At 64.8% G+C, this 18,796-nt stretch carries 19 protein-coding genes and 1 tRNA gene; 13 read left to right on the top strand and 7 right to left on the bottom strand.

The genetic code is table 11. The annotated features are described in order from the left end of the window. Window positions 1-41: 41 nt before the first annotated feature. Window positions 42-548 (top strand): disulfide bond formation protein B, encoded by a 507-nt coding sequence (locus HJO_RS10805; RefSeq protein WP_035616869.1) that lies wholly within the window; start codon window positions 42-44, stop codon window positions 546-548. On the opposite strand, the gene HJO_RS10800 is transcribed toward HJO_RS10805, so the two are convergent. Continuing rightward, window positions 545-1,717, bottom strand: coding sequence for an acyl-CoA dehydrogenase family protein (locus tag HJO_RS10800; protein ID WP_035616866.1), 1,173 nt, complete (start codon window positions 1,715-1,717; stop codon window positions 545-547). The two genes, HJO_RS10805 and HJO_RS10800, sit on opposite strands and share 4 nt — an antisense overlap. Before the next feature lie 78 nt (window positions 1,718-1,795). Further along, window positions 1,796-3,679 (bottom strand): DUF885 domain-containing protein, encoded by a 1,884-nt coding sequence (locus HJO_RS10795; protein WP_035616865.1) that lies wholly within the window; start codon window positions 3,677-3,679, stop codon window positions 1,796-1,798. 109 nt (window positions 3,680-3,788) lie between these two features. Between HJO_RS10795 and hemC the strand changes: the two genes are divergently transcribed. The 5 genes from hemC to HJO_RS10770 all read left to right on the top strand — a co-directional run bounded on the left by hemC (window position 3,789) and on the right by HJO_RS10770 (window position 8,343). Further along, window positions 3,789-4,772 (top strand): hydroxymethylbilane synthase, encoded by a 984-nt coding sequence (hemC, locus tag HJO_RS10790; RefSeq protein ID WP_051618521.1) that lies wholly within the window; start codon window positions 3,789-3,791, stop codon window positions 4,770-4,772. Further along, window positions 4,769-5,476, top strand: a complete 708-nt coding sequence (locus HJO_RS10785) for a uroporphyrinogen-III synthase (RefSeq protein ID WP_051618520.1) — start codon at window positions 4,769-4,771, stop codon at window positions 5,474-5,476. The genes hemC and HJO_RS10785 overlap by 4 nt, the downstream gene beginning before the upstream one ends. Window positions 5,477-5,539: 63 nt before the next feature. Beyond that, on the top strand, window positions 5,540-6,736 hold the full coding sequence (locus HJO_RS10780; protein WP_035616863.1) for a COG4223 family protein: 1,197 nt from the start codon (window positions 5,540-5,542) through the stop codon (window positions 6,734-6,736). A gap of 5 nt (window positions 6,737-6,741) precedes the next feature. Next, the gene (locus HJO_RS10775; RefSeq protein ID WP_035616861.1) at window positions 6,742-8,175 is read left to right on the top strand and encodes a heme biosynthesis protein HemY; all 1,434 of its coding nucleotides are present in this window, start codon (window positions 6,742-6,744) and stop codon (window positions 8,173-8,175) included. A gap of 92 nt (window positions 8,176-8,267) precedes the next feature. Beyond that, window positions 8,268-8,343, top strand: a tRNA-Thr gene (locus HJO_RS10770). 21 nt (window positions 8,344-8,364) lie between these two features. Here the strand turns inward: HJO_RS10770 and HJO_RS18425 are convergent. The 3 genes from HJO_RS18425 to HJO_RS10755 are packed head-to-tail and all read right to left on the bottom strand — an operon-like array spanning window position 8,365 to window position 10,480. After that, window positions 8,365-8,724 (bottom strand): EamA family transporter, encoded by a 360-nt coding sequence (locus HJO_RS18425; protein ID WP_035616859.1) that lies wholly within the window; start codon window positions 8,722-8,724, stop codon window positions 8,365-8,367. Next, window positions 8,721-9,449 carry a class I SAM-dependent methyltransferase gene (locus HJO_RS10760; protein ID WP_051618519.1) on the bottom strand — a complete coding sequence of 243 codons (729 nt, stop codon included), beginning with the start codon at window positions 9,447-9,449 and terminating at the stop codon, window positions 8,721-8,723. Before HJO_RS10760 ends, HJO_RS18425 begins: the two co-directional genes overlap by 4 nt. Further along, the gene (locus HJO_RS10755) at window positions 9,446-10,480 is read right to left on the bottom strand and encodes a glycosyltransferase (RefSeq protein WP_035616858.1); all 1,035 of its coding nucleotides are present in this window, start codon (window positions 10,478-10,480) and stop codon (window positions 9,446-9,448) included. Before HJO_RS10755 ends, HJO_RS10760 begins: the two co-directional genes overlap by 4 nt. A gap of 88 nt (window positions 10,481-10,568) precedes the next feature. On the opposite strand from HJO_RS10755, the gene HJO_RS10750 reads away from it, so the two are divergent. Then, complete coding sequence (locus HJO_RS10750; protein WP_035616857.1) at window positions 10,569-12,344, top strand: hypothetical protein; 1,776 nt, start codon at window positions 10,569-10,571, stop codon at window positions 12,342-12,344. Here HJO_RS10750 and thpR read toward each other — a convergent pair. Both thpR and HJO_RS10740 read right to left on the bottom strand, forming a co-directional pair. Beyond that, window positions 12,326-12,862, bottom strand: coding sequence for an RNA 2',3'-cyclic phosphodiesterase (gene thpR / locus HJO_RS10745; protein ID WP_035617162.1), 537 nt, complete (start codon window positions 12,860-12,862; stop codon window positions 12,326-12,328). The two genes, HJO_RS10750 and thpR, sit on opposite strands and share 19 nt — an antisense overlap. 86 nt (window positions 12,863-12,948) lie before the next feature. Beyond that, entirely contained in the window at window positions 12,949-13,281 is a 333-nt protein-coding gene (locus tag HJO_RS10740) for a DUF2853 family protein (protein ID WP_035616856.1), read from the bottom strand. A gap of 363 nt (window positions 13,282-13,644) precedes the next feature. Between HJO_RS10740 and HJO_RS10735 the strand changes: the two genes are divergently transcribed. The 6 genes from HJO_RS10735 to HJO_RS10710 all read left to right on the top strand — a co-directional run bounded on the left by HJO_RS10735 (window position 13,645) and on the right by HJO_RS10710 (window position 18,789). After that, window positions 13,645-14,394: a Bax inhibitor-1/YccA family protein gene (locus HJO_RS10735; RefSeq protein WP_035616855.1), complete on the top strand. Its 750-nt coding sequence runs from the start codon at window positions 13,645-13,647 to the stop codon at window positions 14,392-14,394. 139 nt (window positions 14,395-14,533) lie between these two features. Beyond that, complete coding sequence (gene mdh / locus HJO_RS10730; protein WP_035616854.1) at window positions 14,534-15,496, top strand: malate dehydrogenase; 963 nt, start codon at window positions 14,534-14,536, stop codon at window positions 15,494-15,496. A gap of 9 nt (window positions 15,497-15,505) precedes the next feature. Further along, window positions 15,506-16,054, top strand: a complete 549-nt coding sequence (locus tag HJO_RS10725) for a GNAT family N-acetyltransferase (protein WP_035616852.1) — start codon at window positions 15,506-15,508, stop codon at window positions 16,052-16,054. Between the two features lie 73 nt (window positions 16,055-16,127). Further along, a complete protein-coding gene (locus tag HJO_RS10720; RefSeq protein WP_156945591.1) occupies window positions 16,128-16,748 on the top strand; it encodes a peroxiredoxin family protein in 621 nt (206 codons plus the stop codon). Window positions 16,749-16,833: 85 nt separating this feature from the next. Further along, the gene (locus tag HJO_RS10715) at window positions 16,834-18,249 is read left to right on the top strand and encodes a M28 family peptidase (protein WP_156945616.1); all 1,416 of its coding nucleotides are present in this window, start codon (window positions 16,834-16,836) and stop codon (window positions 18,247-18,249) included. Between the two features lie 6 nt (window positions 18,250-18,255). Then, window positions 18,256-18,789, top strand: coding sequence for a hypothetical protein (locus HJO_RS10710; RefSeq protein ID WP_035616850.1), 534 nt, complete (start codon window positions 18,256-18,258; stop codon window positions 18,787-18,789). Window positions 18,790-18,796 lie beyond the last annotated feature (7 nt).

Raw genomic sequence — 18,796 nt, 5'->3', positions numbered from 1 at the left:
GCCGCATTGTAGCCGGAGGGCCGGGCGGTGTTAGTGGCGTGATGTCAAAGTTGAAATTGCTTCTGAAAGACTGGGCCTGGCCCGTGGTTGCTCTGGTCGTGTCTGCTGCCATGCTGGCGGCAGCCCATGCCTTTGAAAGATTTGGCCACCTGCCGCCCTGCCCGCTCTGCCTGCGGCAAAGGGATGTGTACTGGGCCCTGATCGCCATGATCCTGTCGGGCCTTGCCATATGGCGGCTGGTGCCGAAGCGGCGGTTTTTGGTGGCGTTGAATGTGCTGATCGGGCTCGCGTTCGGGGTCGGGGTCGTGGTGGCAGTGTATCATTCGGGTGTGGAATGGAAGATCTTTCCCCCACCGGCCGGGTGCGCCGCAGCGGTCGCGGTCAATCCGCTCGAGATCAAGGACCTCAACCAGGCATTCCACGTTGCCGATTGTACCGCAGCGCCCTTCTACATCCTCGGCCTCTCGATGGCCGGATGGAACGGCGTGGTCTCCCTGGTCCTCGCCGGCCTGAGCTTTTTCGCAGCAGCGGCTACAGTCCAGCGCTAGAGACCAAGCACCTTTCGGGCGATGATGGTGCGCTGGATTTCATTCGTGCCGCCATAGATCGACTGGGCGCGCCCGGCGAAATAGGCTGACACATCGCGCGCCGCATAGGCCGGAAAGCCGGGCGTGCCGGGACCGGGTTGGGCAAAGGCCGCTGCCGTGTCGAGGAAAAGCTCGGTGATTTCCTGATGAGTCTCGGTTGCGAGAATCTTGATCGTCGAGGCTGCGTCGCCCGGAGAATTGCCCGAAGAAAGCCCGGACAATACACGAAAGACCGTCATCTCGAGCCCGTCGACGGCCATTTCCGCCTCGGTCAGCTTGCGGGCAAACCCCGGATCGTCGATCAGGCGATGATTGCCGCCGTCGGGCAGGGCAGTGGCCAGTTCGCGGACATGGCGGAGCATGGCGCGCTTGCCGCCGATCCGGGCGTAGGACGTCCGCTCGAACCCGAGCAGGTATTGGGAATAGGTCCAGCCCTTGCCCTCTTCGCCGATGCGGTAGGCTTCAGGCACTTTCACATTGTCGAACAGGACCTCGTTGAGGACATGCTTGCCGTCAATCGTGATGATGGGGACGAGCGTGACGCCCGGCGCATCCATGCGGCAGCAGATGAAACTGATGCCCTCCTGCTTTTTGCCTTCATTGCTGGTCCGCGCCAGAAGGAAGATCCACTCGGCGTGCTGGGCGGCCGAGGTCCAGATCTTGTGTCCGTTGAGCGTGTAGGTGCCGTCTTCCAGGGTCGCACTGAACTGCAGGGAGGCGAGGTCTGACCCGGCGCCCGGTTCGGAATAGCCCTGCGCCCAGCCGACAGAGCCGTCACGGATGCCCGGCAGCCATTTGGCCTTCTGCTCGTCGGAGGCAAAAGTGTAGAGCACTGGGCCGACATAGACGACGCCCATCGGCGTCACGGTCGGCACGCCGGCGCGCTCAAGTTCCTCGTCGAATACGTATTGCTCCTCGACTGACCAGCCGGGGCCGCCGAATTCCTCTGGCCAGGCGCTCGCGAGCCAACCCTTCGCGCCGAGCGCCATTTCAGAGCGGCGGATGTCTTCTGTGGTGAGCGGCGTGCCAGACCGGTTCTTCGCGATGATGTCCGCAGGAAATTCGGTCTCGAAGAATGTCCGCACCTGGGCGCGGAAGGTCTCTGTCTCGGGCTTGAAAGTGAGGTTCATGTGCGCGCTCCCTGTTCAGAAGCGAGCGTAGGGCAGGCCCGGCCCATGGCAAGGCCTGCCCCAACGTCTGGTTTGGCCTCAGGCGGCCTTTTGCGCGTCGATCCAGGTGTCGACCCGGCGCTCGAGGATTTCGAGCGGCATGGCCCCGCCACCAAGTACGGTGTCATGGAAGCCGCGAATGTCGAACTTGTCGCCCAGTTCGGCTTCGGCTTTCGCCCGCAGTTCCTGGATCTTGATCATGCCGATCTTGTAGGCAGTCGCCTGGCCCGGCATCACGATATAGCGCTGGATCTCTGAACGCGCCTGCGCCTCTGTGACTGCGGCGTTCGCCAGGAAATACTGGACGGCCTGTTCTTCGGTCCAGCCCTTGGAATGGATGCCGGTATCGACGACCAGCCGGATGGCCCGCCAGATTTCGGACCCGAGCCGGCCGAAATCGGAATAGGGGTCCGCATAGGTGCCCGGCATTTCCTTGGCGAGCCATTCGGCATAAAGCCCCCAGCCTTCCTGATAGGCGGTCGAGCCGGCCTGTGCCCGGAATTGCGGAATGCCTTCCATCTCCTGGGCGATCGAAATCTGCATGTGATGGCCTGGAATGCCCTCGTGATAGGCGATGACTTCAAGCTCACGCTTCGGCATCGCGGTCATGTCGGACAGGTGGGCATAATAGGTGCCGGGGCGCGAGCCGTCCGGCGTGCCGGGGAAGTAATGCTGGGCGGCGCCGTCCTGTTCGCGGAAGGCTTCGACGCGCTTCACGACGAGGTCCGCTTTCGGCAGGATTCCGAAATATTCGGGCAGTTCCGCCTTGATGCGGTCGATGGCGGCAGTCGCGTCGGCGATGTAGGCGAGACGCCCTTCATCCGTGTTTGGATAGTAGAAGCGCTCGTCGCTCTTGCTGTCGCGCAGCATTGTAAAGAATTCCTGGAGCGTTCCTTCAAAGCCGACGGAGTCCTTGATCTTCTCCATCTCGACGTGCAGGCGCGCGACTTCCGACAGGCCGAGCGTGTGGATCTCGTCAGCCGTCATATTGGTCGTCGTCTGCGTCTTCAGGCGGTAATTGTAGTAGGCCTCGCCGTCGGGCTGAAGGAAAGCGCCGACCGGCTGGGTCGAGTCCGGCGAATTCGCCATGTCTTCCGTCGCAAAGGCGATCACTTCCTTGTAGGCGGCCAGGAAATCGCCTTTCAGGGCTTCTTCCGCCTCGGCGATCAGGACGTTTGCCGCGACTTCGTCGATGCTTTCGCCATCGACCAGGGCTTGCACATCCGTCTTGAAGTCCGCGAGAATTGCGCTGTCTTCGCCGTCCGTGAACGGCGCGCCGGTGATGACCTTCTGCGACTGGTCGATCACGCCTTCATAGGCAAATTTCGGCGCGTGGACGCCCCGGTCTGCCGATTCCTTTGCGACATCGAGGGCCTCGCGCAGGGCGCGGCCGGATTCCTTGATCCGGCTGACATAGGCGCTCGCGTCCTCAGGCGTATCGACGGCGTGGAAGCTGATCAGGAAGGTCGGCAGGAAGTTCTGGATGCCGTTCATCTGGTCGAATACGAAACCATTATAGCGGAACGCAGCGCCTTCGGCGGCCTGGTCGGACTGGTATTTCCAGAAGTCGTAGGAGACCTTGTCTTCGTCAGAGAGCGCCTCGTAATCGAACGAATCCACCATTTCTTCGGTGGACGCGACTTGCCAGGCCAGTTGCTCGTCCTGGCAGGCGAGCGTGAGGCAGTCGATCTGGTCGTTCTTGTCCTTGCGGCCGATGAACGAGAGCTGGATCGGGCTGAATTGCAGCTGTTCTTCGTATTTCGTCTCAAACCATGCGTTCAGGCGCGCGCTCATCTCTTCCTGCGTTTCGGCGGGGGCCTCGGCGACTGTCGGTGTCACGTCGAGCGCTGCGACGGGAGGCGGCTGCGTGGCGCACGCTGAGAGGACAAAAGCGAGCGCGAGGGCTGAAACGGACGTACGCATCAATGGGGTTCCTTTGCGGGATGTTTTCCGATTAACGATATGAGGTGGTATCGCCTTCTGCGACGCTGAGTCAATTGGCAACGTGACACTTGGCGGCTAGAGGAAGACAATGTCCGATCCCAGAATCTCCCCCGACAATATCGCCCGGCGCGACCAGCGCAGTGTACGCATCGGTACCCGCGGGTCACCGCTCGCGCTGGTGCAGGCCCGCCAGATTGCTACAGCCCTCGAAGTCAGCTCCGGCGGCGCCCTGCGCGGCGAAATCGTGACCTTCACGACCACGGGCGACCAGCTGACAACCGAGCGGCTGATCAATGCAGGAGGCAAGGGCCTTTTCACGCGCGAGCTGGATGCCGCGCTTGATCGTGACGAGGTGGATATCACCGTGCACAGCCTGAAGGATATCCCGGCGGAATTGCCGGACGGGCAGGTGTTCGCCGCCTTCCCGCAGCGCGAAGACGCCAGGGAGGGATTCCTGTCGCCGCACAGCAAGACACTGTCCGATCTGCCGCAAGGCGCGAAGGTCGGCACCGCCTCGCTCCGGCGCGAGGCCCAGACACTGGCGGCGCGCCCGGATGTCGAGATCGTGACGTTCCGGGGCAATGTCGCAACCCGCATGCGCAAGCTGGAAGAGGGGCTGGCCGATGCCACCTATCTCGCCATGGCGGGCCTCACCCGGCTGGGCATGGACCACCTGGCAAATCCGATCCCGATGGATGTCATGCTGCCGGCGGCGGGGCAGGGGATTATCGGCGTTGTGGCGCGGGCAGATTGCGACCCGGCCCTGCTGGACGTGCTCAGCGGTGCGGACCATGGCGACACCCGCGCGGCGGCGACCGCCGAACGGGCCTTCCTGGCGGCGCTCGACGGCAGCTGCCGCACGCCGATCGCGGCGCACCTGTTTGATCGGGGCGAGACTTGGGAACTTGTCGGCGAGGTGCTGTCGCTTGACGGCCAGACGCGCTGGCGGGCGGACGGGTCCTGCCTGAAATCAGCCAATGCGGTGCAACTGGGCGCGCTCGGGCGCGGCGTGGCGGCGGAAATCCGCGCGGCGGCTGGCGGCACCCTGCCGTCATTCGTGGGCGACTGGTGAGCCTGCCGGTCATCGTGACCCGGGCCGAGCCGGGGGCGGCCGAGACGGCTGCGCGGCTGGCGGCGCTTGGATATGCCCCGATCGTGTCGCCGGCCCTGGTGGTGGAAAGCCTGCCGGATGCCCCGCTGGACATGGACGGGATAGACCACCTCATCTTTACCAGTGCGAATGGTGTCCGGGCCTTCCTGGCGCGGCGCGCGGTGGGCGCGGAAACCGTGTGGTGCGTGGGTGACGCGACGGCGGCGGCGGCGCGGCAGGGGGGCGGCAAGGACGTGCGGGAAGGAGATGGCAATGCCATCGCCCTGGCCCGGTTGATCATCGCGGCGCCGGAGGCCCGGACGGGCGGCCTGTTGCACGTGGCGAACGACACCCCGGCGGGCGATCTCGTCGCGCAGCTGAAAGCGGCGGGCCTGGATGCCCGGTTCGCGGCGCTCTACCGGACGGTGCCTGTGCCGGCGCTGAGCGCGGCGGCGACGGCTGCGCTGGCATCCGGGCCGGCGGCGGTGCTGGTGCATTCGGCCAAGGGCGCGGCGGCGTTCCGGGCAGCGGTAGCCGCGGCGGGCCTCGACTTGTCGGGCGCTGTCATTGCCGCGATATCGAACGCTGCAGCCGGGCCGCTGGCGGGATGCGGCGCGAAGGCGATCATCGCAGCGGCGCATCCGAGCGAGGCCGCGCTGATGGCTGCGCTGGAGCGCGGGCTTTGACCGGGCGGGCGGATATGCGAGGGTGAATCAGTGCCACACGGCCCCCAAGGAGATCCAGGCGAGATGAGCGAAGACGACGAGGTGGAGGTCCCGGTCGCCGAGAGCGAACCGATCGACGCCGACTTCGAGCCGGCGGCGGACGCGCCTGATGCGCCCCGGTCCGGGGCGGGCAGCGGCCCCGGCTGGCTCGGTGTTGGCATTGCCAGCCTGATGGCGGCGGGCGTCGGCGCAGCGATCGGCATCTCGGCAAACCTGGTGCGCCCTGCCGGCCCCGGTGGCGACGTGGCAGCGCTGACCCAGGAGATCGCCACGCTGAAGGCCGATCTCGAAACGGCCGGGCTGGAGCGCGGCAAGATCGCCCGTGACACAACCGAAATCGAATCGCGGCTGCAGGCGGGCCTGCAAAACAGTGCGGGCAGCAGCAATGGCGAGGACCTGCGTCCGCTGGTCGCCGAACTCGACGCCGTGTCGCGCCGCCTCGACGAGGCGATGGCATCGGGCGGCGGCGCGGCGATCGCCAAATTGACGGCCCGGCTGGACGCGCTGGAAGCAGTCGACACGAGTGGCCAGGCCAGCCCGCAGGAACTCAGCCGCGCGATCGCGGCGCTTGCCGAACGCATGAATGCCGTGGAACTCGGCATTGCCAATCTTCGCGCCGATGTGGCCGCCGATGACGGCCCCGACACCAGCAATATTACCGGCCTGATCGAAACCATGCGCAAGGACGAAGCGGCTGTGCGCGCCAAGGCCGAAAGTTCTGCGACGAATGCCGATGCCGCGCTCGCGCTGGCGGCGATCGAGGCGGCGTCCCGGCGCGGCGACGCATTCGAATCCGATTACCGGCGGTTGCGGGTCATCCTGCCGAAAGTGCAGGCCGTGCGGGCCTTGGGCGTGGTGGCCTCGACCGGCGCGCCAACGCTGGCGGAACTGCAGCAAACCTTCAAGCCGGCCAGTGTTGCAGCCCGCAAGGCAGAGCCTGCCAGGGAGCGCAGCGGCTTGGGCTGGCTGAACAGCGTGTTCGGGGATGCCGTCACCGTAAGCCGCGCCGATGGCGAGGCGGAGACGGCAGCCGGTACGCTGTCGCGTGCCCGCCAGGCGCTTGACGCCGGCGACCTCGCAGGGGCAGTGGCGATCGTCGGCCAGCTATCGGGCGCGCCGGCGACAGCCATGGCTGACTGGACCGAATCGGCAAACCGGCGCATCACGCTTGAAGCCGGGCTGGAAGAGTTGCGGTTTAGCCTGATTGACGGGGAGCAATAGCGGTCATGAACCGGATTTTCCTGTTTGTACTGATCCTGTCGATCGTCATTGGCGGCGCGCTGGTCGGATTCTGGGCCTTTACCCTGCCGGGCCATGTCACCATCCCTGTCGGTCAGGAAACGATCCAGATCCGTTCAGGGTTTGCCGCCATCCTGATGCTGCTGTTCGGCGGCATCATTGCGTTTGGCTGGTGGGTGCTGAGCGGCCTGTTCGTGCTGCCGGGCAAGATCGGCCGGTCACGCCAGAATTCACGTGCGCGCAAGGCCAATCTTGCGCTGACGGAAGGCCTGCTGGCAGCTGAAGCCGGAGACGCGACACATGCCCTGAAGCTGGCCCGCAAGGCTGCCCGGCACGCCGAGGACGAGCGCCTGAAACTCCTGCTGGAAGCGCGCGCCGCCGAAGCCAATGATGACTGGGCCGGCGCCGAACGTGCCTGGGGCCTGCTGACCCGCTTGCCGGGCGGCCAGCTCGCCGGCCTGCGAGGCTCTGCCATGGCAGCCGCCGAGCGTGGCGACCAGGCGACCGCCGAAGCCCGCGCCCGTGAAGCGCTCGGCCTGAAATCGGACGCCGACTGGCCATTCAATTCCCTGTTCGACCTGCAGGTCTCGCGCGGGGAATGGGAAAAGGCACTGGAGACGCTCGTCATCGGCGAAAAGCGCGGCCTGATTACCGGCGACAGCCTGCGTCGCCGCCGTGCGGTTCTGCTGACGGCCCTGGCCGCGGGCATGGGACACGACCAGAAGCAGGAAGCGCAAAAGGCGCTGGCCGAAGCGATCCGGGCGGCGCCGGCTTTCCCGCCTGCCGCCTGGCATGGCGCCCGCCACCTGATGGTGGATGGCAAGGAGAAGGCTGCGCAGGGCGTGCTCGAACTCGGCTGGAAGGCGCGGCCGCACCCGGCGCTGGCACAGCTGTCGCGGCGCCTGGTGCCGCAGGATACGCGTCAGAATATCGCTGCGCGTCTCGAGGCACTGGTCGCCACCTATCCGTCGCACCGGGAAAGCCGGATCCTGGCGGCCGAACTCGCGATGGACGAGGCCAACTGGGTCGAAGCTGTCAAGAACCTGGCGTTGCTGGTCGAAGAGAACCCGACTGCGCGCCTCTGCCTGCTGATGGAGCGGGCGCTCAAGGGTTACGGCGACCCGGAAGAAGCCCAGCGCTGGGGCCGGATGGCTGCTTCGGCTTCACGGGAGGCGGACTGGTCGGACATCGACCCGAAGGGCAATGCGTTCGACTTCGCCAAGCGTGACTGGAGCCGGCTGGTCTATGCCTTCGGGGATGTCGGTGACCTGGTGCATCCGCGCTATGAATCCTACGGGCGCGAGCTGGAAGCCGGCCGCGTCCTGGCCCTGTCGGGCCCGGAGGACGAGAAGGTTCCTGCGCCAAAGGCCGCTGACCGGCCGCTGTCGCCGCCGCTCGACTATGTTTCGGACGATGACTGAAAAATCCTGACTGGCAGCTGGCCGAGAACAGGCAAAACGTCTTGCGCCGGGCCCTGCGTGTCGTTATTCAGGCCGGACGCTCCATGGAGCAGGCCGCTATAGCTCAGCTGGTAGAGCATCGCATTCGTAATGCGGGGGTCAGGTGTTCAAGTCACCTTAGCGGCACCATTCCCCTATTTTCTGGATATTTCAGGCCTGGACGACGACGAGTCCGGCGATGATCAGGCATGCGCCGATCGCGTATTTCAGGTTGAGGCTCTCGCCGAGCCAGAGCGACGCCATGAGTGGCACCAGGACAAAGGTCAGCGCCATGAAGGAATAGGCGTAGGACAGCGGAACGAGTTTCAGAACATAGATCCAGAGCAGGGTGGCGCTGCCATAGATGGCCAGGGCGAGCACGAAGAGCGGGTTCATGGCGACCGTGTAGAACGGTGTGTCGGGCTGAGCCGCAAGCCGGGTGCTGGTCAGCTTGAAAAGGACCTGGCCGAGCGCGATCATGACTGGCGTCAGCAGAAGCAGGCCGTAGACGGGCAGGCTCAGCGGCTTCATCCGGCGGCCATCAAGCGGGGCGTCGCATCACCATCCAGCGTCTCGCAATAATAGATGTCGCGATTGATGTCGCGGCAGGCATGGGCATCCGGCACCGGCTGCATCGCGCGCAGGAACGAGTGCGTATAGGGGAAGAAGTTGAAGTGCGGGTTGAACGTGTAGCGGTATTCACGTTCGCGCGGCACGACGATGATCACCCGGCGCCGGGCAACGCGGCGCAGCTCGGCAATCGCCTTGCGGTAGTCCAGGACGTGCTCGATGACGTGGGTACAGACAACCGTATCGAACTCGCCGTCGGCAAAGGGCAGGGCCTCGATCTTGGCCGCGACATATTCGATACCGTCGAGCGCGGCAGCGTCATCAATGGCGAAATCGACGCCGGTGAGACGCGAGAGGCCGGGGTTCGCCTTGCGGATGCGCGAGAGGAGATGGCCGGTGCCGCAGCCGATGTCACACACACTGTCGCCAACAATGTCGGCACAGATCGCGGCGATGCAGGCCTCGGAATTATCAGTGCCTTCGTGGACGCGCGGGTGGTTCCTGTAGAGCGCCTCGTATTCCGCTTCGCTGAGGAATGGCGCGCGCTCGCGGAAATCGGCGAGTTCGGCAATGTGCTTGCCCCAGATCAGGCTGGCGGCGCCCCGGAACAACGGCGAGTCGTGCAGGAATGCCGGCAGCACATCCTCGAGAACAAAACGGATTCGGTTGGTGTCTTCGCGCTTCATCTTTGATCGGCGCCTCGCTGGGCGGGCGAACTTGTCGGCGTTGTGTCTTGCCGGCGGTCGAAGAGCGAAGTGGTGCCGGGACGGAACTGTTCGCCGCGCGAGGGGGCGATGGAAAGATAGTGGATGCGCTTCTGTTCGGCACGGCCGCGGGCGACGGAATCGAGCACGACGCCGGCGATGAAGGTCATCATCGCACCAAGGAGGAGCGTCATGGCCAGCATCCAGGTCGGGAGGCGGTCAACAAGGCCGGTGGCAAGATAGTCGCGGATGACGGGCGCCATAAAGAAGACGGATGCAGCGAACAGGGCGACCGACACATAGCCGAAGAAGACGAACGGGCGCGTTTCCTTCATCAGCATGCCCATCATGCGCAGGATGCGGAAACCGTCGCGGAAGGTCGAGAGCTTGCTCGGTGCGCCTTCCATGCGGCGGCCATAGTCGAATTCCACTTCCGACACCGGCAAGCGCAGGGTCGAGGCGTGCACGGACATTTCGGTTTCGATCTCGAACCCTGCCGAAGAGGCCGGGAAGCTCTTGGCGAAACGGCGCGTGAAGGCGCGGTAGCCCGAAAAGATGTCGGTGAACTCGTTGCCGAACAGCGTCTTGTAGACAGAGTTGAACAGGCGGTTGCCGATGGCGTGCCCGTTGCGGCCGGCATCCTGCGTCACGTTGCGCCGTGTGCCGACCACCATGTCGGCGCGATCGTCGAGCAGGGTCTGGACCATGCGGGGCGCGGCAGAAGGGTCGTAGGTGCCGTCGCCATCGGCCATGAGATAGATGTCGGCGTCGATGTCGGCGAACATCTGGCGCACGACATTGCCTTTGCCCTGACGGCGCGAGGGCACGACGGTGGCGCCGGCGCGGGCAGCCTGTTCGGCCGTGTCGTCACTGGAATTGTTGTTGTAGACGAAGATGCGCGCGCGCGGCAGGGCCTTGCGGAAGCCAAGCACGACCGACGCGATCGATTTGCCCTCATTGAAGCAGGGGAGGAGGACCGCGATGTTGAGATCGCTGAAATGGTCGATCGGCACAGTGGATTACCCCGGATTACCTTAGTCTTTTCTATACAGGCAGAGGTTAAGGTTGCCTTTCATGCGCCGGTTATGAGGGGGAACACCAATGCCGACACGCCAGGCCGGAGACGCCATCATGCGCCAGATTGCGGTCGGGTTCGGCGCGCTGATGGTGCTGTCGCTGCTGGTGATGAGCGTGGTGGCGGGTCGGTTTGCCAATGGCAGCGCGGACGGCGACGATGTCATGCGCCTGGTGCAGATCCAGGATTTCCTGGCCGGGCAAGGCTGGTTCGATGTCAGTCAGGCGCGGCTCGGGCCGGACGGCGGCACGGCGATGCACTGGTCACGGCTGGTCGACGTGCCGATCCTGGCACTGACGGCGGTGTTGGACATTGTCCTGCCGGCGGATGCGGCGCTGTACTGGGCCTGCGCGCTCTGGCCGCCGCTGAGCGTTCTCCTGCTGGTCTGGGGGCTGGTCATGGGGGCGCGCCATCTCGGCGGGCGGACCGTGCTGGTGTTCACCTGCATCATCGCCGGGGCGATCCTGTTCCGGCACCAGAAATTCCTCAGCTTCAGCATCGACCATCACAATGTGCAGCTGGCCTTCCTGGCGATTGCGCTCGGCGCGTCGCTGGACCCTGCCCGGCGCCCGGCGAGCCTGGCGCTGGCAGGCGCGGCACTCGCGATCTCGACAGCCATCGGGGTGGAAGTCTACGCCTTCGTCGGCGTCTTCTGCGCCTTCCACGCACTCGACTGGGCCGTGACCGGCGCCCCCGCGCGGCGCGGCGTTGCGGCTTTCGGTGCCAGTTTCGGCCTTTCGACCCTGGCCCTGTTCTTCCTGACGATCGGGCCGGCGCATTACGGGACCGTGCATTGCGATGCGCTGTCGCTGGTCACCGTCAGCGCAGCGGCACTCGGCGGTTTTGGCCTGGCGCTGGCGGCATGGACCCTGTCCGGGCGCGCCATGGCGGTTCGGGGCGCGGGGCTTGCGGGACTCGGCCTGGCATGTGGCGTCCTGCTGTTGCTGCAGGCGCCGCAATGCCTGGCGAACCCGTTGAGCGACCTGCCACCCATCGTGCAGACCCTGTGGCTGGACTCCGTCGACGAGGCGCGGCCGATCTATGCCGCCGTGCCGAACATGGCGCAGGAAGTGCCGTTCCGGGCGGGCATCATGCTTGTGGCGCTGGGTGTCAGCGCATGGCAGGTGCGGCGGGGCGTCAACCGGCGCGGCCACCTGCTGATCGCCGCCCTGCTCCTGATCGACATTGCCCTGATGATACAGCAGGTCCGGTTCTATACGTTCGGGCACATTTTCGCGATCCTGCCACTCGGCGCGTGGGTGGCGGGACTGTATTCGCAGAAGGGCGTCGATGGCGCGCGAGGCGCGGGCTATATTCTGGCACTTGCGGTATCGGTGCCATTGGTCTGGGGCGCACCCGGCATGGTCTTCAAGCCTGCGCCGTCCCAAGCACTGCCATCTGCCGTTGCGTCGAAAGCCTGCGCCGGTCCTGCCAGCATTGCGGCATTGAACGCCGTGCCGGTGGGGCTTGTGTTGACTGTCGCCGACGCAGGGCCGGGCATCCTGGAACATACGGACCAGCGCGTGCTGCACGGGCACTATCACCGCAATGTGGCGGGTATCGAGACTGCGCTCGAGATATTCACCGCACCGCCAGCCGATGCCGTGCAGCGCATGCGTGCCGCCGGTATCGCCTATGTTCTCGCCTGTCCGATGCATCCGGAAATGGAGATGCTTGCCGGCGCCCATCCGGAAGGCCTGGCGGCACACATGCAGGACACTGCGGTGCCGGAGGGACTCGACGTGCTCGCGGTGCCCGCCGAGGGGGTCACGCTCTACCGGGTTCAGCCGCCCAGCACGTAGTCGGCTTCCGGGATGTACCGGCTGGGCCCATTGCCCATATGGCTCGAATAGAGATGGAAACTGTCAGCCCAGAAGGGCTCGCTGCGATAGGATTGGCGCGCTTCGGTCCAGGCCCGCGTGTCTTCGAGCGTGGCGTCATGCAGGTAGGCGAGCGTGACATGTGGCGTGAACGGGCGCCGGTCAGGCGGCAGGCCCATCCGGCGCGCCGCGCGCTCGCACTGGCTGGCCAGAGCGCGCAGGGCGTCGTCTTCGCGGACGCGCGCCCAGACAGCTGTCGGTTCACGCCGTCCGAACCAGCCGACGCCCTCAAGGCGAATTTCGATCTGCGGGGCAGTGATCTCGCCCAGAAGATCGTCGAGGTCGCGGGCCTGCGTGTGGTTGAGAGCACCGAAGAAGCGCAACGTCACATGAAAATTGCGTTCGGGCCGCCAGCTTGCGCCTGTGAGGCCCTTCTGCAGGGCCACCAGGCCCGGCGCGATTTCCGGGTCGACCGGCAGGGCGGCGAAAAGGCGGTACATGCGCGGCATCTGAAACAGGGTTTCGGACAAAAGAAAACCCGGCACCCTCCCGACCGGGTTTCCTCGTCTTCGGCTGGAATCTCCCGTTATCCGGCCAGATGATCCAGTTTGCCGAAATGTTCGGCAATCAGGTAGTAGAATGTAACGCGAGACTTGGCGCCCCCTTCGGCCTGCAACTTGCTGCAGACCGCCGCAATCGCGGCGTCGAGATCATCCTTGGTCTGCGCGAGGCCGAGTTTGCCGCGGCACCACCGTTCCCGAACCCGGTCCAGTTCCCCCGAGTCGGTGCAAGCAACAACCGCGCTGTCACGGTTGCGCAGAGCGATGCCAAGATGTCCCACGATCTTTTCCGCGGCGGCCTGATTGTAGCCGTTCGCGTATTTCTTGATGTTTTCGGCGTAGGCCGATGCATCTGCCATAACATATCCCCTATATTTGTCCGGTGCCCCAACCGTTGGAACTACACCAGATTGGGGAAATTACCCTTTGGTTAATCTGAGTCAATGCAAAACCCGAAGTGGTCTAGTCTTAAGCAGGCGGCAGTTTCAATGACTTTCTCTTCCTTGGGCATCAAGAATATAAGTATAAATGCAATATAAATTGCCTTTTCTCAAAGTTTGCGGGAGCGTGCTTTATGTATTCCTTTCCCCGCGCCCGCCTGCGGGAGTAAGGCGCCAAGGACAACGCACCGGTTTTCCTTGCAGGAACGCCGGTGTTTCACCATATTCACCGGATCATGGGCGTATTTACGCTCCGGACTGAAATAGAAGGGTATTAAACCTATGAACGAATTCAATCGGGCCTATTCGCCAAAAACTGGCGCCGACTCGATGGACACGTCCGTGAATGAGGGCCTTCGGGCGTTCATGCTCGGCGTTTACAACAAGATGGCGCTCGGACTGCTTCTGACAGCCGGACTGGCCTACGCCTTCGGCGCCCTGGTTCCGGAAAACGTGACGCTGACCCTGCTGACCGGACCGATCGGCATGGTCATCATGTTTGCGCCACTGGCTATCCTGCTGCTGTCCGGTTTCGTGATGAAGAACCCGTCACCCCTGGCGGCGAACCTTGTCTACTGGTCGGTCGTCTCGCTGATCGGTGTCGGCATGGGCGCAATCGTCTATGTCTATGCGCGCCAGCCTGATGGCATGATGATTGTCTCGAAGGCTTTCCTGACCACGGCCATCTCCTTTGGTGGCCTGTCGCTGTACGGCTATACGACCAAGCGCGACCTGTCGGGCTTCGGCACGTTCCTGATCATGGGCGTGATCGGCATTATCGTCGCGTCGCTGTTGAACATGTTCATCTTCAAATCGAGCATGATGCACATGGTCATCTCGGTTGTTGGCCTGTTGATCTTTGCGGGCCTGACGGCCTTCGACACGCAGCGCCTGAAGAACATGTACTTCCAGCTCGTCGGGGATTCCCGGGCGATGGCGGTTGCCACCACCTATGGTGCGCTCAGCCTGTACCTGGACTTCGTGAACATGTTCCAGTTCCTGCTGGCAATCATGGGCGGCAATCGCAGCTAGGCTGCGCCTGACCGGCAAGAAACACAAAGCCCCGCCGTCACCGGCGGGGCTTTCCTTTTTGGCGCATTGCGGAAAGGCTGCCGCTCGGCTAACCCTCCGGGCCAGACATCCCCCCCAAACTTTCAGGAGTTCTTTATCCATGGCCCGCAAGAAAATCGCCCTTATCGGTTCCGGCATGATCGGAGGCACGCTCGCCCACATCGCAGCCCGCGAGGAGCTGGGCGACGTGGTCCTGTTCGACATCGCGGAAGGCCTGCCGCAGGGCAAGGCGCTGGACCTTGCCGAGTCGACACCGGTCTACAATGCGTCGGTCAGCCTGAAGGGCGCCAATGACTATGCCGACATCAAGGGCGCCGACGTCTGCATCGTCACCGCCGGCGTCGCCCGCAAGCCGGGCATGAGCCGCGACGACCTGCTCGGTATCAACCTGAAGGTCATGAAGGCGGTCGGCGAAGGCCTCAAGGCGAACTGCCCGGACGCTTTCGTGATCTGCATCACCAACCCGCTCGACGCCATGGTCTGGGCCCTGCAGCAATTCTCCGGCTTCAAGACGAACAAGGTGGTCGGCATGGCCGGCGTGCTGGATTCGTCGCGCTTCGCCTATTTCCTCAGCGAGAAGACCGGCGTGTCGGTGGCTGATATCCACGCCTGGACGCTGGCCGGGCACGGCGATGACATGGTGCCGATGGTGCGCCACTCGACCGTTGGCGGCCTGCCGCTGCCCGAGCTGGTGAAGCAGGGCTGGATGACCCAGGCTGACCTGGATGGTATCGTGGACCGCACCCGCAAGGGCGGCGGCGAGATCGTGGCCCTGCTGAAAACCGGCTCGGCCTATTACGCCCCGGCCGAGAGCGCCATTTCGATGGCCAAGGCCTACCTGAATGACCAGAAGCGTGTGCTGCCCGTGGCGGCATGGTGCCAAGGCGAATACGGCCTGGACGGCATGTATGTCGGTGTGCCCGCGGTGCTGGGCGCAGGCGGCGCCGAGAAGGTTGTCGAGTTCGATCTCAATGACGCGGAAAGGGCGATGTTCGCCAAATCGGTGACCTCCGTGCAGGGCCTGATCGCGGCCTGCAAGGAAATTGACGGCTCGCTCGCCTAGGAGCCACGCATGGCCATCGGGCCAACGCTTGAAACAGGCCGCCTGATCCTCCGCCCACCCCGGGCTGAGGATTTTGGCGGCTTTTGCGCACTGATGGATGATGCGGCATCGGCCGAATTCATCGGCGGGGTGCAAACGCCATCGGTGGTCTGGCGCAGTCTCTGCACGATGACCGGTGCCTGGACGATTTCCGGGTTCTCGATGTTTTCCGTGATCGAAAAGGCCACCGGAAACTGGATCGGCCGGCTCGGCCCATGGCGCCCGGAAGGCTGGCCCGGAAACGAGGTCGGCTGGGGCCTTCTGCCTGCGGCATGGGGCAAGGGCTATGCGCAGGAAGGGGCGGCGGCGGCGATGGATTATGCGGTTGATATCCTGGGCTGGGACGAGATCATTCACTGCATCGACCCGATGAATGCGCCGTCGATCAAGGTCGCTGAGCGGCTGGGGTCGGCCTTCCTGCGCAAGGCGCCGGCGCCCGAACCGTTCGCCCATATCGTCTGGGACCTGTACGGGCAGAGTGCCGACCAGTGGCGTACACGGCGGATCAAACCCGCGTGAGGCGGGCCAAACACGCTCGCCTGAGCCGGTCATTGCGGCTAGGAAAAGCACTCACAGCAAGAGGAGACCTGCCGTGATCCGTTCACTTTCGCTCGCTTCTGTCCTGGCCATGCTTCCTGCCGCGGTCAGCGCTCAGGCGGTGTCCGACGATGTCCTCAATGCCAAGGCCGCCGAAGCGGAGAGGGCGGTCGCAGCGAGCGCCGAGACGCCGGCAATCGGCCTTCCGGACGGCGCCGAAGCCCCGGTCGTCGATCTTGTCGACACGGCCGGCGCCACGCAGACCTTCGCGTCGCTGGCCGGCCCGAAGGGCACGGTCGTCGCCTTCGTCCGCTCGGCCGACTGGTGCCCCTATTGCAAGAAGCAGCTCATCGACCTCGAAGCAGCTGCCGCGCCGCTGACGGATGCCGGCTGGACGCTGGTCGCCGTGTCCTACGACCCGGTGGAGACGCTGGCTGGTTACAAGACCGCCAAGGGCCTGACCTATCCCATGCTGTCGGATGATGGCTCGGTGGCGATCCGGGCATTCAACCTGCTGAACACCAAGATGCAGGAGGGTTCGCGCTATTACGGCATTCCGCATCCGGCGATCGTGTTCATCAATTCCGACGGCCGTGTGGTCAAGACGCTGCGCGAAGAGGGCTACAAGGTGCGCCCGTCGGTCGACCTCGTGATCGAGACGGCCGAGGGCCTGTAGCGTGACCTTTTGAAAGGCGCTGCCCTTTCGCAGGGCGGCGCTCTGGCCTAGCGTGTCGGCACCAATAGTTGGAGCCCACGCCATGATGAAGACCCTCGCCCACCTGACATTCGCCGGACTGCTCGCCGCCGCGCCGGCCATGGCGGACCCGGCCCCCGTGCTCGATCCTGAGATCAGGGCGCAGGCCGAGGCGCTGATGGCCGCGGGCCTTGCAGATGATGTCGGGCTCGAGTTTACCGAAAGCCTGACAACCGAGATCGGGCCGCGGCTGGCCGGATCGGACGCAGAATGGCGAGCCCGGCAATGGGCGATGATCAAGCTGAAAGACCTGAATTTCCAGCAGGCCTATATCGAGAGTTTCAACATTCCCTATTGGGAGCGGGTGACCGAGACGGCGTCAGTCGTGGGTGACAATCCCCAGCCGCTGCTGATCACGGCGCTGGGCGGATCGACCTCGACGGCGAAGGGCGGCATTGACGCCGAAATCGTTCGCTTCACCAGCCTTGCTGATCTGAAATCTGCACCAGCGGACTCGCTGAAGGGCAAGATTGCCTTCATCGATGAGCCGATGGTGCGTTCGCAGGACGGGTCGGGTTATGGCGCGGCCGTGGCGAAGCGCAGCGGCTGTGCGGCAGCGGCGGCGAGTGCCGGAGCGGAAGCGTGCCTCATCCGGTCTGTGGGGACCGACAGCCACCGGTTGCCACACGCCGGCGGCATGTCACGTGAGGGCGCGCTTGGCGTCTTGCCTGCAGCGGCGCTGGCGGCGCCGGACGCCGACCAGCTGGCCCGCCTGCTGCAGCGCGGCCCGGTGAAAGTGCATCTTGATATCCAGGCCAGAACATCCGCCTCGGCAGCGTCCGGCAACGTGATCGCCGAAGTCGAGGGGACGAGCCTGAAGGACGAGATCGTTCTGATCGGGTGCCATCTCGACAGCTGGGACCTCGGCACGGGCGCCATCGATGACGCGGCCGGCTGCGGGATCGTCGTGGCGGCGGCCAGGCTGATCCAGGCCCTGCCGGCAAAGCCGAAGCGGACCATCAGGGTTGTCCTGTACGGATCGGAAGAAGTCGGCCTGTTTGGCGGGAAGGCCTATGCTGCCGCACACGCCGATGACCTTGGCAAGCATGTGCTGGCTGCCGAGAGCGATTTTGGTGCCGGACGGATCTGGCGCCTGCGGACGGGCTTTGGTGAGGGCGCACTGCCATATGCCGAGGCCATGCAGGATGTGCTCGCGCCGCTCGGAATCATTCCCGGCAATAACACGGCGACCGGCGGTTCGGATATCGGCGTCCTCGGGGCAGCGGGGGTGCCGATCGCATCGCCGGACCAGGACGGGACCGACTATTTCGATCTCCACCACACGGCCGACGACACGTTTGACAAGATCGACCCGGACGCCTTCCGCCAGAACGTGGCGGCCTATGCGGCCCTGACCTATCTCGCGGCAGAGACCGGATGGGACTTCCGCAAGCCGGTCGAGCCTGAGACGATTGACAACTAGGCCGCCATGGACCGGCAGGCTCGGGTCGCGGCAAGTCTTGACGCGGTGCACGAAGCCCTTCGGCTGGTGCGCCGCGAACTGGCTGGTGCGGATGGGGATCCGGCCCGCTGGCGGTGGGTCGCCGTCGGCGCCGTGATCGCCCTGCAGGGCGCGCTGGTCGCGGCACTCAGCGGGTACGAAACCGCCGGCGATGCCGACGTGGCCGATCCGGCGCTGCCGGACCGGGTCGCTCCAATCCCTACGCTGCTGCGGCGGGCGCGCTCGTCCGACTATCTCAACCCGCCGGAACAGCTGGAGATCACGGCATCCGGCGTCCGCCGGCTCGAACGGCTGGTGGCCTGGCGGAACGCTGTGGTTCACGGGGGCGAGGTCGGGGACATCAAGGGCGAGGTCGGGGTGGGATGTGAGGAGGTTGTGCGTGTGGTGCGTCGCCTCCTGCTCGTGCACCCTGCTTTCAACGTATCCGGGCAGGGCGTGATGTGCGCCCTGATTGCGGATGAGGTTGCCGGGATCGAGCGGTGGCTCGCCGGGCGTGGTTAATGTCCGG

This window comes from Hyphomonas johnsonii MHS-2 (assembly GCF_000685275.1).
In the GTDB taxonomy this organism is placed as follows: domain Bacteria; phylum Pseudomonadota; class Alphaproteobacteria; order Caulobacterales; family Hyphomonadaceae; genus Hyphomonas; species Hyphomonas johnsonii.
The sequence above is the reverse complement of the archived record's forward strand: the minus strand, read 5'-3'. Positions and strand labels throughout refer to the sequence as shown.

Bases quoted from the DNA above. Each gene is read 5' to 3' on its own strand.
- HJO_RS10710 (WP_035616850.1), top strand. From the start codon at position 18,256: ATGGACCGGCAGGCTCGGGTCGCGGCAAGTCTTGACGCGGTGCACGAA.
- thpR (WP_035617162.1), bottom strand. From the start codon at position 12,862: ATGTACCGCCTTTTCGCCGCCCTGCCGGTCGACCCGGAAATCGCGCCG.
- HJO_RS10760 (WP_051618519.1), bottom strand. From the start codon at position 9,449: ATGAAGCGCGAAGACACCAACCGAATCCGTTTTGTTCTCGAGGATGTG.
- HJO_RS10735 (WP_035616855.1), top strand. From the start codon at position 13,645: ATGAACGAATTCAATCGGGCCTATTCGCCAAAAACTGGCGCCGACTCG.
- HJO_RS10775 (WP_035616861.1), top strand. From the start codon at position 6,742: ATGAACCGGATTTTCCTGTTTGTACTGATCCTGTCGATCGTCATTGGC.
- HJO_RS10805 (WP_035616869.1), top strand. From the start codon at position 42: ATGTCAAAGTTGAAATTGCTTCTGAAAGACTGGGCCTGGCCCGTGGTT.
- HJO_RS10795 (WP_035616865.1), bottom strand. From the start codon at position 3,679: ATGCGTACGTCCGTTTCAGCCCTCGCGCTCGCTTTTGTCCTCTCAGCG.
- HJO_RS10780 (WP_035616863.1), top strand. From the start codon at position 5,540: ATGAGCGAAGACGACGAGGTGGAGGTCCCGGTCGCCGAGAGCGAACCG.
- HJO_RS10740 (WP_035616856.1), bottom strand. From the start codon at position 13,281: ATGGCAGATGCATCGGCCTACGCCGAAAACATCAAGAAATACGCGAAC.
- mdh (WP_035616854.1), top strand. From the start codon at position 14,534: ATGGCCCGCAAGAAAATCGCCCTTATCGGTTCCGGCATGATCGGAGGC.
- HJO_RS10800 (WP_035616866.1), bottom strand. From the start codon at position 1,717: ATGAACCTCACTTTCAAGCCCGAGACAGAGACCTTCCGCGCCCAGGTG.
- HJO_RS10725 (WP_035616852.1), top strand. From the start codon at position 15,506: ATGGCCATCGGGCCAACGCTTGAAACAGGCCGCCTGATCCTCCGCCCA.
- HJO_RS18425 (WP_035616859.1), bottom strand. From the start codon at position 8,724: ATGAAGCCGCTGAGCCTGCCCGTCTACGGCCTGCTTCTGCTGACGCCA.
- HJO_RS10750 (WP_035616857.1), top strand. From the start codon at position 10,569: ATGCCGACACGCCAGGCCGGAGACGCCATCATGCGCCAGATTGCGGTC.
- HJO_RS10715 (WP_156945616.1), top strand. From the start codon at position 16,834: ATGAAGACCCTCGCCCACCTGACATTCGCCGGACTGCTCGCCGCCGCG.
- hemC (WP_051618521.1), top strand. From the start codon at position 3,789: ATGTCCGATCCCAGAATCTCCCCCGACAATATCGCCCGGCGCGACCAG.